General features: G+C 37.9%; 10 protein-coding genes. 3 read left to right on the forward strand and 7 right to left on the reverse strand.

Going from position 1 to position 13,674, the window contains the following annotated elements; translation table 11 throughout:
- Positions 1–206 precede the first annotated feature (206 nt).
- From J1899_RS12235 to J1899_RS12255, 5 genes are all read right to left on the reverse strand, one after another.
- A complete protein-coding gene (locus tag J1899_RS12235; RefSeq protein WP_214473997.1) occupies positions 207–2,276 on the reverse strand; it encodes a transglycosylase domain-containing protein in 2,070 nt (689 codons plus the stop codon).
- Positions 2,277–2,423: 147 nt separating this feature from the next.
- On the reverse strand, positions 2,424–3,404 hold the full coding sequence (locus tag J1899_RS12240) for a ring-cleaving dioxygenase (protein WP_066445211.1): 981 nt from the start codon (positions 3,402–3,404) through the stop codon (positions 2,424–2,426).
- A 45-nt stretch (positions 3,405–3,449) separates the two neighbouring features.
- Positions 3,450–5,696, reverse strand: a complete 2,247-nt coding sequence (locus J1899_RS12245) for an AAA domain-containing protein (RefSeq protein WP_214473998.1) — start codon at positions 5,694–5,696, stop codon at positions 3,450–3,452.
- Between the two features lie 71 nt (positions 5,697–5,767).
- The gene (locus J1899_RS12250; protein ID WP_066445209.1) at positions 5,768–6,346 is read right to left on the reverse strand and encodes a TerD family protein; all 579 of its coding nucleotides are present in this window, start codon (positions 6,344–6,346) and stop codon (positions 5,768–5,770) included.
- A 44-nt stretch (positions 6,347–6,390) separates the two neighbouring features.
- Positions 6,391–6,969, reverse strand: a complete 579-nt coding sequence (locus tag J1899_RS12255; RefSeq protein ID WP_066445207.1) for a TerD family protein — start codon at positions 6,967–6,969, stop codon at positions 6,391–6,393.
- A gap of 322 nt (positions 6,970–7,291) precedes the next feature.
- Here J1899_RS12255 and J1899_RS12260 point away from each other — a divergent pair, with 322 nt between their 5' ends.
- Positions 7,292–8,077, forward strand: a complete 786-nt coding sequence (locus tag J1899_RS12260; RefSeq protein WP_214473999.1) for a hypothetical protein — start codon at positions 7,292–7,294, stop codon at positions 8,075–8,077.
- A gap of 95 nt (positions 8,078–8,172) precedes the next feature.
- Here the strand turns inward: J1899_RS12260 and J1899_RS12265 are convergent, their stop codons facing one another.
- On the reverse strand, positions 8,173–8,901 hold the full coding sequence (locus J1899_RS12265) for a LysM peptidoglycan-binding and 3D domain-containing protein (RefSeq protein WP_214474000.1): 729 nt from the start codon (positions 8,899–8,901) through the stop codon (positions 8,173–8,175).
- Between the two features lie 154 nt (positions 8,902–9,055).
- The gene (locus J1899_RS12270; RefSeq protein ID WP_214474005.1) at positions 9,056–11,209 is read right to left on the reverse strand and encodes a PAS domain S-box protein; all 2,154 of its coding nucleotides are present in this window, start codon (positions 11,207–11,209) and stop codon (positions 9,056–9,058) included.
- A 217-nt stretch (positions 11,210–11,426) separates the two neighbouring features.
- On the opposite strand from J1899_RS12270, the gene yhfH reads away from it, so the two are divergent.
- A complete protein-coding gene (gene yhfH / locus J1899_RS12275) occupies positions 11,427–11,564 on the forward strand; it encodes a protein YhfH (protein WP_082851666.1) in 138 nt (45 codons plus the stop codon).
- Positions 11,565–11,802: 238 nt separating this feature from the next.
- Positions 11,803–13,614 (forward strand): oligoendopeptidase F, encoded by a 1,812-nt coding sequence (gene pepF, locus J1899_RS12280; protein WP_214474008.1) that lies wholly within the window; start codon positions 11,803–11,805, stop codon positions 13,612–13,614.
- Positions 13,615–13,674: the final 60 nt, after the last annotated feature.

Below are 13,674 nucleotides of genomic sequence, written 5' to 3' on the forward strand. Positions count from 1 at the left end.
GTCTCGCATTTTTCCATTCACTCTTCCATGCATAAGGCTAAAAGTGTATATAAGACTTTTATGAGTATTAAAATCAGTCAAATCTGCAGCTAACAAAAAAACAATAGACTGACAAAAGATTTTTTAGGATCTTTGTCTGTCTATTGTTCGTATAATCTCTTAAATGAAATGATAAACTTTCTATAGTTGAGAAAAAAGAATTAATTCTAATTTCCTTTTATTTCTCCCCATTTTTCTTTTAAAAAGTCGCCAAATTGATCTAGTTCTTCTATTCCCTTATTTAAGCTTTCTTTCCATTTTGGCATCTCTTCTTTAAGTTTTCCTTCAATCTTTTCAGCTTGTTCTTTTAACGTTTCTTCAACATCTTTTCGGATTTCTTCTGCGTTCAAACGCTCTTCCGTAAAGTTCTCCATTTCCATATGCTGAACCGATTGCTCCATAATCGCACGGAATACAGGGACTACAGTTTCGGAACTGCTAGTTGATAAATAATGCTCACGATCAGTTTTGTCATAACCGAGCCAGACAGCTCCAACTAAGTTCTTTGTATAGCCGACAAACCACTGATCTTTTGTACCATTAATATCTGCATATGGAAGCTGTGTTGATCCTGTTTTACCGGCAATCTGTACATCATCCATTTTTGTGCCTGTTCCTGTACCCTTATCAACGACCCCACGGAGCAGAGCCGTCATTTCTTCAGAAACCTTTTTCGATGTTACTTTAACCGTTATTTTTTTTCTTTCGGCAATTACTTTCCCTGTAGGGCCTTCGATCTTCGTAATAAGGTGAGCATCATTTCTTTTTCCTTCATTAGGGAAAGCAGCGTATGCTTCTGCAAGCTTTAACGGGGAAATACCGCTTCGCATGCCGCCTAATCCGATTCCTAAATATTCATCTTCATCTTGCAGGGGAATGCCAAACCGAGTTAGAGCGTCAATTCCCTTTTCTAATCCAATTTCATTTAGAAGCCAGACAGCTGGTGCGTTGATTGATTGCTCTATGGCTTTTTTCATTGTTACTTCTCCAGCATATTGCTTTGAAGCATTTTCAGGCTGATAATCACCGTAAGTTTGAAGCTCATCTTTCAGCATAGATTCTCCTGTGTAGCCTTCCTCCAGAGCAGGTGTATAAACAGCAAGTGGCTTTAATGTTGAACCAGGCTGCATTTTAATATGTGTAGCTCTGTTAAAACCGCGGAATACATGTTCTCCTCTTCCACCTACTAAAGCACGAACTCCTCCTGTTTCAGGATCGAGCAGTACGCCACCGCTTTGAACAATCTCCCCGCCCCTGCCTTGTGGGAATAATGAGTCTCTGCTGTAGACAAGTTCTAACCCAGATTGCAGATTTTGATCCAGTTCTGTATATATTTTATAGCCTCTAGTAAAAATCTCTTCTTGTGTTAAACCATACGTATGAATCGCCTCATCAAGAACAGCATCGATATAATATGGATATTTACGTTCCATTGCCGTTCCTGATCCTTCTTTTAATACAATTTTTTCTGCTTTTGCATCGCTGAATTCTTGCTCTGTAATATATCCTAATTCGTTCATTTTACTTAATACAACATTTCGCCGTTCCATCGAACGATCATAATTCTTATTCGGATCCAGAACAGATGGTGACTGCAGCAGTCCTGCCAGTACAGCAGCTTCGCTTATGGTAAGTTGTGATGGCTTTTTGCTGAAGTATGTGTTAGCTGCACTGCTGATGCCCCATGCTCCACTGCCAAAGTATACTTGATTCAAATACATTTGCAGGATTTCATCTTTTTCATACTTCTTTTCAATTTCAACGGCTAAGAAAAGCTCCTCAGCCTTGCGGCGATACGTCTGTTCTGTTGTTAAAAGAGCATTTTTCGTTAATTGCTGTGTAAGCGTACTTCCCCCGCCAGTAATTTTTCCTGCAAACAAATTACTGAAAAAGGCCCGTGCGATCCCCTTAACATCAAAACCATTATGCTCATAAAAACGCTCATCCTCAATGGCGATGACTGCATTCATTACATGCTCCGGAATTTCTTCAATTGATACACCTTCTGCACGATTAGAAGCTAATTTTGCTGCTGCATCTCCATCTTTATCATATATAACGGTTGACTGCCTGAGTCCATCCTGCAATGTCTCGACATTTGCTGTCGCAGCTAAAAAAGCAAAGAACAAAATGGTAAACAATATTGCCGATAAACCCAGCAATAAAATGATTTGTGTCAGATGGAACTTTTTCCAATAACGTTTTATATTTTCCCAAATGGGCTGTAATCTGCTCATATCTTTCTCCTTTACAGTACCTTTTGAACTCAATCTTCCTGATGCTAGATACTATTACTATATATTAAACGTAAAATAGAGAGAAAGGTTTCATATATGATCAATAAATCATCAAGTCAATAGGCTGGCAGAATCCATCAGACGTCATTACGATGTTTTAAGTGGAGTTAAATTCGCTTCTATTTCTGCTCTTTTATGTTCCAGATACGGAGGCAGCGCCAGTTTTTCACCAAGCGTATCTAAGTGTTCATCCTGCAAAAATCCAGGTCCATCTGTAGCCAGTTCGAATAAAATCCTATTTTCATCTCGGAAATAAATAGATTTAAAATAATATCTTTCCACGATACCTGAATTGCCAATTCGCAATTGCTTTAAATACTCTGCCCACTTACTTAATTCAACCATGTTTTCAACTCTAATGGCAACATGATGCACGCTTCCCCGGCCAGGTCGCTCTTTTGGCATGTCCGGCTGTTCCTCAACATGAATTTCGGCACCTGTTCCTCCTTCACCTGTTGAAAAAACATAGTATGTGGTTGTGCTGCTTCCTTTTACTCTTGTATATTTTCCACTTTCCTTATACTGGAGAACGTTGGTTAAAATATGAGCTGTTTCTTTTATGCTTTTTACTGTCAGTGCAACCGGACCGAGACCAATTATAGCGTGTTCAGCAGGAACTGGACCTTGTCTCCAAGGCTCTCCCCCTTTGACACCTCTATTATTCTCATCTGATACAAGTGATAGCCGCTGTCCTTCATGATCTTCAAAAGCAACGACCTTTCTGCCCGCATATTCAGTGATATCATCATGTTTTACTCCGAATTGAACAAACCGATCGATCCAATAGAAGAGTGCACGGTCATTTGGAACTCTTAGAGCTGTTTCAGAAATACTACTATGTCCTGGATAAGTTCTCCCGGCATTTTTAATTTCAAAGAATGTTAAATCAGTGCCAGGTGATCCGCTCTCATCAGCATAGAACAAATGGTACATTGTTGTATCATCTTGATTTACTGTTTTTTTCACAAGACGCAAACCGAGAATTTCCGTATAAAAATGATAGTTTTTCTGGGCATTTGCTGTTAAAGCTGAGACATGGTGCTGTCCTAGTATTGGTTTTAAGTCCATAGTAATCCCACCGCTTTCAATTTATTTGCCTAGTCTTATTATATCTTACTTCATTGCATTTACTTGAGTCATTATATAACCAGCCAGCACTTTGGAACGTACTCTTGCGGCTGCGTATGGGGGTTTTGCTCTCATTAAGTCTTCAACTGGCATTCCCAGCCAGACAACCTTCTCATCAAAAATGAGGAATGGAAACGGCAGCGGATTTGGATACTGATCGTTTATCTGTAAAGAATTGATTTTCTGATCAGATAACAAAGTCAATTCGACTCCTTTTCCTCGCTCATTTAGCAGATTGATCCATTCGTCAGGCAATCTATTGCTAGAGGACAGACCAAAAATAATCCCTTTATTTGTTCGCTGAATATCGATTTTAACAAGATCAAGCCTTCTTGCATGCAGCCATTTTAAATTCATATGCGGAGTTTGAATCCAGGTTCCAATCTGCTGCTGTGAAACTGCTTGGTGGTTCCTTTCTTGATGGGAAACGAGCTTGCGCCATGTTTTTTCTTTTGCTACGGTCTTTTGGACAAATTCTGCATCTGCAATATGAATAAATTTCCCTCTGGATCTTGTAATCGCAACATTTATTAATCTTTCACTATCTTTGCCTGTTAAAAGCATTCCAGGACGAGTATGAGAAAAACTGTCTGTTGAATCAAAAATCATTACATCCTTTTCACTGCCTTGAAAACGATGAACAGTAGCAGCAAGAATATCCGATTTCTCTAATTTCTCACCATAAAATTCATTGAGAAGCTGCTCCATTAGGTTCGCCTGAGAACGATATGGCGTTACATAGCCAATAGATTGAATTCCAGCTGAATATGCTTCATGCAAGACTTGAAAAGATAAAAGCAGCTGCCATAAATTCACTCGTGAGCGAGACGTTCTTTCTGTCATTCCGTATGTCCCTGCACCGGCAGAATTTAGCAGGATAGAGGCATTCTGAGGAAATGGCTGAAGTTTTGCAATGACATTACGCGCTTGTTCAACCCCTGGAAAATCATCCACAAGAGAATGATAGACATGCTTATTTGTGAAGGCAGAAATCTGTGGATGCATCCTTCTCTGTTCTTTTAACAAAAATAGGTGAGGATGCAGCTTACCTTCTCCGATCCAATTTGTCACTTTTGCATGATGGAAAATATCTTCCTTAAGCCACTGATTGACAATGAGACTGTTTGCTGAGGCAATTGGCGGCAGTTGCTTAAAGTCTCCGCATACGATTACTCTTTTTCCTATGGATGCCGCAAAGGCAATTTGCGGGGTATACGCCATACTTGCTTCATCAATGATAATAACGTCAAATTCACTTTCATAAATGCTGGCATCTCTAGCAGCTTTTGAAAGTGTGACACCAACTATTCTTGCTTCTTTTACTAACTTCATTTCCTTCTGACGTATTTTCTCAAGTAGATTTGATAGCTTTTTTTCCACAGCCAGCAATGTATCCGTATCTCTTCCGCTAAATGAGTTTGATAGATCGTGTTTTAATAGCCTTCTTTCCTGTAATAGCTCTTCCTTCTCTTTTCCAATCTGGTTTTGATCGGCAGACAATAGATGAGCAGCTGTCAGTTCCGGATGTACAGCAAGCGTTTCACCCGTACTCATCCCATAGCGGAGCATGTCACCTTCGTGAAATTTGCCTTTCTTTTTCAAAAAAGCAGCTGTTTCGGCCATTAGAACATCTACTGCCTGATTACTCTGGGCGAGGATTAATACTTTTTGATTCTTTAAATACTTATTGGCTGCTGTTCGAGCCAATGTATATGTTTTTCCAGTTCCGGGTGGTCCCCATACGTATGTTACTGGATTATATTTGGAGCGAAGAACAAGTTCATGTACATTTGAGCCAGCCTTTTCAGAAGGATGCTTATCCTCCATATCCGGATTCATGAGACGCTGGACTCTTGCTCGTTTTCTTTTGCTTTTTTTTAATTCTTCAAGCCTTGTATGCAATTCATCTAACAATTCCCATGGATCATAATACAATTGCAGCTGTGATAGTTCATTCCCTAAAAAGGCTTCAAGTGCAAGGATCATATTTTCTCCTTCAGATGAAAGAATCCGTCCTTGCACCTCTCTAGTTCCCCATACAATACGTACTAATGAACCGACCGGGATCTTAATTTGTATTGACGTTTCAAAGTAATAATTAAATTTTTCCTGTTTAGATAGTAATCTGCCGTTAAAAAGGGTGTACCTTGTGCTTCCTTTTGTTTTTAGAAACATAATCTCTGATTGCAATGCTTTTTGCCATTCTTTTATATATGTTTTAACCGTTGTCATTTTATCCCTCAGTACTGTTACTTTTGAAGTAAAAAAAGAAGAGCGAAATCGCTCTTCTTTTTGATTACATATTATACTTGCAATCCATAGTTTTTGCAAAGTGAGGCAAGACCGCCAGAGAAACCGCTGCCGACGGCATTGAATTTCCAGTCATTGCCGTGACGGTATAATTCACATACTACCACTGCTGTTTCAATAGAGAAATCTTCACCTAAATCAAAACGGAGCAGTTCCTGACCATTTGCTTCATCTACTAAGCGCACAAACGCATTAGAAACTTGTCCAAAGTTTTGTTTTCTTAGTTCAGCATCATGTATGGTAACAGTGATCCCAATACGGTCGACATATGACGGTATAGATGAAAAGTCAACGATCAGCTGCTCATCATCTCCATCTCCCTCACCTGTACGGTTATCGCCTGTATGGATAACGGCGCCGCTTGGATGCTGAAGGTTATTATAAAAGATAAAATCGTGATCATTAACACATTTGTTCTGAGCATCAACGAGGAATGCAGACGCATCAAGGTCAAAATCCTGTCCGCCCTGGTACTTATTTGTATCCCAGCCTAGTCCAATAACTGCTTTAACTAGTCCAGGATTTGTTTTCGTTAAGTCTATTCTCTGTCCTTTTGAAAGCTGAATACCCATTTTTCCTGAGCCGCCTCCTTACTCTTTCTTATAAAAAGCTAAACTTATACTTGTAAACCAAAGTCAGTTGCAATGCGAGCAAGACCGCCTTGGTAGCCTGAACCTACCGCAGAGAATTTCCATTCGCCTGCATGACGATATAATTCACCAACCACAATAGCTGTTTCAATAGAGAAGTCTTCTCCAAGATCATAACGAATGATTTCTTCGTTGGATTCTTCATTCACGATTCGTACAAAAGCATTGGAAACTTGTCCAAAATTCTGACCGCGGTTTTCACCGTCATGAATCGTAATAACGAAGGAAATTTTTTCGATTCCGGCTGGTACTGCTGATAAATTTACCTTAACTTGCTCGTCATCGCCATCTCCTTCACCTGTACGGTTGTCTCCAGTATGTACAACAGATCCAGCACCGCCTTCAAGCTGGTTGTAGAAGATAAAATCTTTTTCAGAAGCACACTTGTTTGATGAATCCAGAAGAAATACACTTGCGTCTAAGTCAAAGTCATTTCCACCGTCATATTTGTTTGTATCCCAGCCAAGACCAACAATTACTTTTGATAGACCTGGATTTGTTTTCGTTAAGTCAACCTTTTGCCCTTTTGATAATGAAATAGCCATTTAGATCATCCTTTCCATGTTATAAATGAAATTTTATTTTAATACATTTTTTGCAGACTGTGCTAACTAAGAATCTAAAGCAGCATAAAGATATTATTGATCTTGCTTGCGGCTATAATCAACCCTCTAGTGCAAACAGTCTTTTTTTACATATGTACACTATTAGTTTAAACGTTATCATTCATTCAGTAAACTGATATGGTCATTAATCTGCAAAATTCTGTCTATTCTTAGGGATCTGCCTATTTTCGCCACATTTTATGGGTAAAACACATATACTGACAATTAACAGGAATAACAAGCATCAATTGGGGTGGTCATTTTGTTAAAAAAAGAAACTCAGGAAGGATCTCTTAAACTATTTACAAATGATGAAGAGCACCTGACTGATAATAATCAAGATTCTTTTCGTCTTAATTATCTGCAGGATCTCTTGAAACAGCAGGCTGTTATAAATGAACAGCTTTCCGATCAAAGTCGCACAATGGAGAATAAATTATCTTCCTCTTATCAGGCAATGAATCATCAAGTCCAAATATTAAAAAGCAGTCATCAAAAGCAATATGAAAATGTTTTACATCAGATGCAGGTACAGGATACATTGATATCTAAATTCATTCTATTTACCGAAAAGCAAGAGAGCAATAATGCCATAATCTTGGAGCGCTTATCTTCCTTAGAAGAATCAAACACTACCATCGTTCAACTGCTTCAGCAAGAAGAAGCGCTTCATGAAGAGATGCTAAATCAGCTGCACTATCAGGATGCATCAACTCAAAGCTTAGCACGTAAACTGGATGTTCTGGAAACATTTTCTGAACAGCTGACTGAGAAAATGGCAACTCAGGAATTAGTGAATGAAGAATTAGATAAAAAGATGGATGTTCAAGAAATGTTCCATAACACTGTTATGGAAAGACTTGATCAGCAGGAAGCTTTAACAGATAAAATGATGCGGCAGCTGGATTCTCTTAAATCGGCCATTTATGAAAGAGCATCCTATCTTTCCGAGAAATTTGAAACACAATTCAAACTCATTGCAAAGCCTGTGCAGAGCTTTTTTCTTAAACAAACAGATACGAAAGATGAAGAGCAGAAAAAGATTTAATCATACAAAAAAGCCCAATGCTCTTCATTAAATACTGAGCATTGGGCTAATCTATAAAACTATTAAACATTAGCTTTTACAAACTATGTATTAGTTTAGTCTAAAATTCTTACATTTACTGTTTTTCGTCCCCAGTTAAGTGCATCTTGCTTTTCTGCCATGAATACGTCAATTTTATTGCCTTTAATGGCTCCGCCAGTATCTCCTGCAATTGCTTCTCCATAGCCTTCAACATATACTCTGCTTCCAAGCGGGATTACAGAAGGATCAACGGCAATTACCTTTTGATTCGGATTTTGTTTTAAATTAATGCCAGTTGCTGTTGTACCAGAACAGCCATTACAGTTTGCTGTATACGCTGTAGCCTCTACTAAAATCTCCTTTACAGCACCCTCACTTGCTGTTTTGACAGGCTTAGATGCTGCTGTCTTAACTGTGCTTCCGCCCTCATTTGCTGCTGAAGCAGTTGACCCAGGGAAAATGACAATCTTTTGACCTAAGACAATGATGTCACCTTTTATTTGATTCCATTCTTTTAATTGCTCAACAGTGACTTCATTCGCTTTGGCTATACTCCAAAGTGTATCTCCTTTTTCCACTGTATATGCATTCTCTCTATGAATATCCAAAACTTGATTAACGACAATTTTATCAGATGACAGGCTGTTCCAATCCTTAATTTGTTCAACACTGACATCATATTCTCCTGCAAGCTTCCAAAGTGTATCTCCTTTTTGGACGGTCACTTCCTCAGCTTGTACGGCTGCTCCTGCTGTACTGAAAAAAACAGCTGCTGCTGCCATGGTTACGAATGATTTTTTCATGTTGTACCTCCTCGTATAGCTTGTATTCGCTAACGGGAATAATCATAACATGAAAATCGCTCAAAAAAAGAACAGCTGTTTTATAATACAGTTACAGTTATAACAGGAACATAACAGCGAGATGACGAAGAGTTTGAAAATTCAATCAAATTCATTATGCTGTTTTTAATGGAAATACAATATTGAAGGTGGTTCCTTTGTTAAGTTCACTTTCAATATACACCTTGCCATTATGGCTTTCTATTATTTTAAAACTAACCATTAAGCCCAATCCATTTCCATTTTTCTTGGTTGTATAAAATGGATCTCCAATTTTCATCAATTTATCCTGCGGAATTCCCACACCAGTATCCTGAATAGATATGGTCAATTTTTCATCCATATTTTCAATCTTTATCTTAATCGTCCCTCCGCCAGGCATCGCTTCAATTCCATTTTTAATAAAATTTAAAAATACTTGCTTGAGGCGATTTTCATCACATTCAATTTGGATGATAGGTTCCTCCGGTTCAAAATGGATATTCACATTCCGTTTTCTGGCTTCAAATTCTAATAAAGAAATGACATTTTCAATGATGGGAATAATGTTTTTTTCTTCTAGTTGAATAGCCTTTGGCTTTGCCAGCACCATAAAATCCTCTACGATCGAATCTACACGGTCAATTTCATCTAAGATAATGTCAATAAACTCTCTGCGTTCATCATTTTGTTCATCTAATAGAAGAAACTCGGCATAACCCTTCATGGATGTAAGAGGATTGCGGATTTCATGTGCAACTCCCGCAGCAAGCTGGCCAACAGCAGCCAGTTTATCCTGCCTATGCAATAATTCTTCTGACTGCTTTCTTTCTGTAATGTCATTTCTGATTGCTAAATATTGATATGGTCTTCCAGATTCATTTATAAAGGGGACAATCGTTGTGTCTACCCAATAAAATGAGCCATCCTTCGCCCGATTTCGAATCTCCCCTTTCCATACCTCTCCGCTGCCGATGGTTTTCCAGAGGTCTTTGAAAAATGAAGAAGAATGATAGCCTGAATTCAAAATAGAATGATCCTGTCCGATCAGTTCCTCTCTTGAATACTTTGAAATTTCACATAGCTTATCATTTACGGAAAGAATCTTCCCTTTTGCATCCGTAAAAGCGACAATTGAAGACTGATTTAAGGCAAAAGTGATATCACTCACTTCCTTTAAACTTTCTTTCAAATGAATTTCTGCAGTTTTTAAAGGTGTAATGTCAGTACGGATTGCTACATATTGGTATGGTCTCCCATTTGCATTTAAAAAGGGCACGATTGTTGTTTCAACCCAATAAAGACTTCCATCCTTTGCTCTGTTTTGAATTTCCCCTCTCCACGTCTCACCTGCAGAAATAGTAGTCCAAAGATCTTCAAAAAAAGATGATGGATGATAATTAGAATTAAGAATACTATGCGTCTTCCCAATCAATTCTTCTCTTGAATATTTAGAAATCTCAACAAACTTGTCATTTACATATGTTATGACACCTTTTGGATCTGTAATAGCGACAATTGATGATTTGTCTAATGCAGATTGTATATCTGTAAGAAGATGATCGCTGGCAGAGAGTTTTTTATTCGTTACAGAGCTAGAGCCTACCATACCGCCAAGAATGACAAATCCAACAAATGTGAGCAAATAGATGGCATAGGAGCCAGGTTCAATATTTATTAATGGCTGAAATGCAGACTGAATAGAAGAAGCCCTGATCAGCAGTAAATACCCTTCAATATTTGCGCCAGTCATTATAAGGGCACTAACAGGTTTTAACCAGCTGCGATGCCTTTTTGAAACATGCTTTTTGAAGAACAAAAGCCAAAGTGAAAATGAGAATGATAAAAAAATTAACAATACAGAAATCATTAATAGGATCGGATGAAACGTAATTAACTTTCCAATCGCAAACATGCCTGTTATATGAATGGCTAGCACAGCCAAAGTTAAGAATAATCCGCCAATCAGAATTCTTCGATATGACATCTTTTTATCAATGATATTCAGAAAAGCCAAACCGGTAAAACAAATGCCAAACAGCATAGATAAAATGATAAAAATGATATGATAATTCCCGGATCCTTCAATATTAAGTGCAAGCATTCCAATAAAGTTCATCAGCCAAATACCAATGCCCAATGAAAATGTTCCACCAATAAACAAAAACTTTCTATTGCTTTCTTTAGAATGTATTAAACTGAATAAGTCAAGAGCAGTATAGGTTGCCATAAAGGTTAGGCCAATAGCTACTAATATTAAAATAGGGCTGAAGGAAATAATGTCATTCATTAAAATAAGTCAGACTCCTTTTTCTAAGCTTTCAATATTGATTGTAATGGAAACACATTCTAGATGGAAGAGGATTTTCCAAATGACAAAACAAGCGTCAAAATAATAATTTTCAAAAAAATGAGAAAAAAACCTACACAAGAAAGAAAATGTACAGTATACTGTATCATAACAGGTGATAAATAAAAATTCTGTATTATAAAAAGGAGTGTTTGTTATGATGCAAAGTCCAGTTGAATTCTTCCGGAACCTGCCTAAAAAACAATGCCCAGAATGCGGCCAACCTTTTTCGGAACAAGCTGAATCCTATTTAGTGGAATGCCAGGAATGCACGAATAAGCATATTAATAAATAAATCTTGTCCTTAATTTAATACTTTCCTGAATACTGATTAAAGCAGTTAACTGTGTTTTCACCGTTTTTTTAAGCTAATTTGAATATCCTGATAAATTCATTTAACAATCATTTTTATGCCCGGGCTGTTAACAGCTCGGGCTTTTTAATTTGATTATTTAGAAAAATCTATAAAAAAGACAATCTTTCATGTATAATAGTTAGAGTATCGAAATAAAAAGGCAAATAGGAGGATTATAATGGAACAAACTATTTCTAAAAGACTTCATCGTTCAGAAGTGCCTGAAAAGCTAACATGGGATTTAACCGCTTTATTTCCTTCTGATGAAAGCTGGCATAAAGCTGTAACAGCCATTGAGAATACTTTACCGGAAGTAACTGCCTATAAAGATAAATTACATGAAAGCAGCGATACTTTATTAGAATGTCTGCTTGCATATGAAAATCTGATGATTTCATTTATACAAGCTGCTACATATGCTTCACTTAAGCAATCAGGCGATGGCACAGATCCAGAAAACCAAGCCAATTCTTCCGTTATCGCTTCATTGCAGGCAAAAGTAAGTGCTAATCTTTCATTCATAGAATCAGAAATTCTACAATACCCTGAAGGAAAAGTTGAAGAGCTTGTTAAAAACGATCCGCGGTTTTTACCTTTTGCTCGTTTTCTTACTGACTTGCTGCAATCGAAAAAGCACCGTTTATCACCAGAAACCGAAGAAGCGTTAGCATCTCTTGGCGAAGTTCATGGTGCTCCATACAGAATATACAATGCTGCGAAGCTAGCTGACATGCCATTTGAAAATTTCACTGATGATGATGGGAATGTTCTTCCCAATTCGTTTGCCCTTTATGAAGATAAATATGAATTTTCACCAAAGGCAGATGTAAGAAGAAATGCTTTTAAAGCTTTTTCATCCACCCTCCATCACTATAAAAATACCTTTGCAGCTGTCTATTCAGCTGAAGTGAAAAAGCAGGTTGCTCTATCTACGTTACGCGGGTACGAGTCTGTTACACAAATGCTACTAGATTCTCAGGATGTTACGGAAGAGATGTATCATAACCAGCTTGACATTATACAGACGGAGCTTGCTCCGCATATGAGGAAATTCGCAAGCCTTAAGAAAAAGATTCTTGGTCTTGAGGAAATGCATTTTGCAGATTTAAAAGCTCCACTTGATCCGGATTTCAATCCAAATACAAGCTATGAAGAAGCTTGTGAAACCATACTTGAATCCTTAAAGGTGATGGGTCCAGAATATAGCGAGATTATGAAAAAAGGATTAACAGAGAGATGGGTTGATTTATCTGATAATATTGGAAAATCAACAGGAGCCTTTTGCTCAAGTCCATACGGAGCACATCCATATATCCTGATGACTTGGACTGATACAATGCGTGGAGCATTTGTCCTTGCTCATGAACTTGGTCATGCCGGACACTTTTATTTGGCAAATAAAGAACAGCGCGTCATGAGTACTAGACCTTCCACTTATTTTGTAGAAGCTCCATCCACATTAAATGAACTATTGCTCGCACAGCACTTAATGTCCAATACAACTGATGTTAAAATGAAAAGATGGGTAATCCTGCAGCTTCTTGGAACGTACTATCACAACTTCGTTACCCATCTGTTAGAAGGAGCATTTCAGCGTAAAGTTTATGATTTGGCGGAAAAAGGCATTCCTCTAACAGCTGCAAAATTATGTGCTGAGAAGAAAGCTGTGCTGACTTCCTTCTGGGGAAATGACGTAGTAATTGATGATGATGCAGCCTTAACATGGATGCGTCAGCCTCACTATTACATGGGATTATATCCATATACGTATTCTGCCGGGTTAACTGCTTCAACCGCAATGGCTATTAAAATCCGTGACAATGGTTCAGAAGCTGTTGAAAGCTGGTTAAATGTATTAAAAGCTGGCGGAACAAAGAAACCATTAGACCTTCTTCAAATGGCTGGAATTGATATGTCTCAGCCTGAGCCAATTAAAAGTGCTGTTCACTATGTTGGATCACTTATAAAAGAATTAGAAGAAAGTTTCTAATAAGAAGGACACAAAAAACCCTCTCCGTATTCGGAGGGGTTTTTTCCGCTTTATGAAAGG

The organism is Cytobacillus gottheilii (assembly GCF_018582665.1).
Classification (GTDB): domain Bacteria; phylum Bacillota; class Bacilli; order Bacillales; family Cytobacillaceae; genus Cytobacillus; species Cytobacillus gottheilii.

What these genes read in the sequence shown, in the direction of transcription:
- J1899_RS12235 (WP_214473997.1), bottom strand. Translation starts at nt 2,276, where the DNA reads ATGAGCAGATTACAGCCCATTTGGGAAAATATAAAACGTTATTGGAAA.
- J1899_RS12240 (WP_066445211.1), bottom strand. Translation starts at nt 3,404, where the DNA reads ATGGACTTAAAACCAATACTAGGACAGCACCATGTCTCAGCTTTAACA.
- J1899_RS12245 (WP_214473998.1), bottom strand. Translation starts at nt 5,696, where the DNA reads ATGACAACGGTTAAAACATATATAAAAGAATGGCAAAAAGCATTGCAA.
- J1899_RS12250 (WP_066445209.1), bottom strand. Translation starts at nt 6,346, where the DNA reads ATGGGTATTCAGCTTTCAAAAGGACAGAGAATAGACTTAACGAAAACA.
- J1899_RS12255 (WP_066445207.1), bottom strand. Translation starts at nt 6,969, where the DNA reads ATGGCTATTTCATTATCAAAAGGGCAAAAGGTTGACTTAACGAAAACA.
- J1899_RS12265 (WP_214474000.1), bottom strand. Translation starts at nt 8,901, where the DNA reads ATGAAAAAATCATTCGTAACCATGGCAGCAGCAGCTGTTTTTTTCAGT.
- J1899_RS12270 (WP_214474005.1), bottom strand. Translation starts at nt 11,209, where the DNA reads ATGAATGACATTATTTCCTTCAGCCCTATTTTAATATTAGTAGCTATT.
- yhfH (WP_082851666.1), top strand. Translation starts at nt 11,427, where the DNA reads ATGATGCAAAGTCCAGTTGAATTCTTCCGGAACCTGCCTAAAAAACAA.
- pepF (WP_214474008.1), top strand. Translation starts at nt 11,803, where the DNA reads ATGGAACAAACTATTTCTAAAAGACTTCATCGTTCAGAAGTGCCTGAA.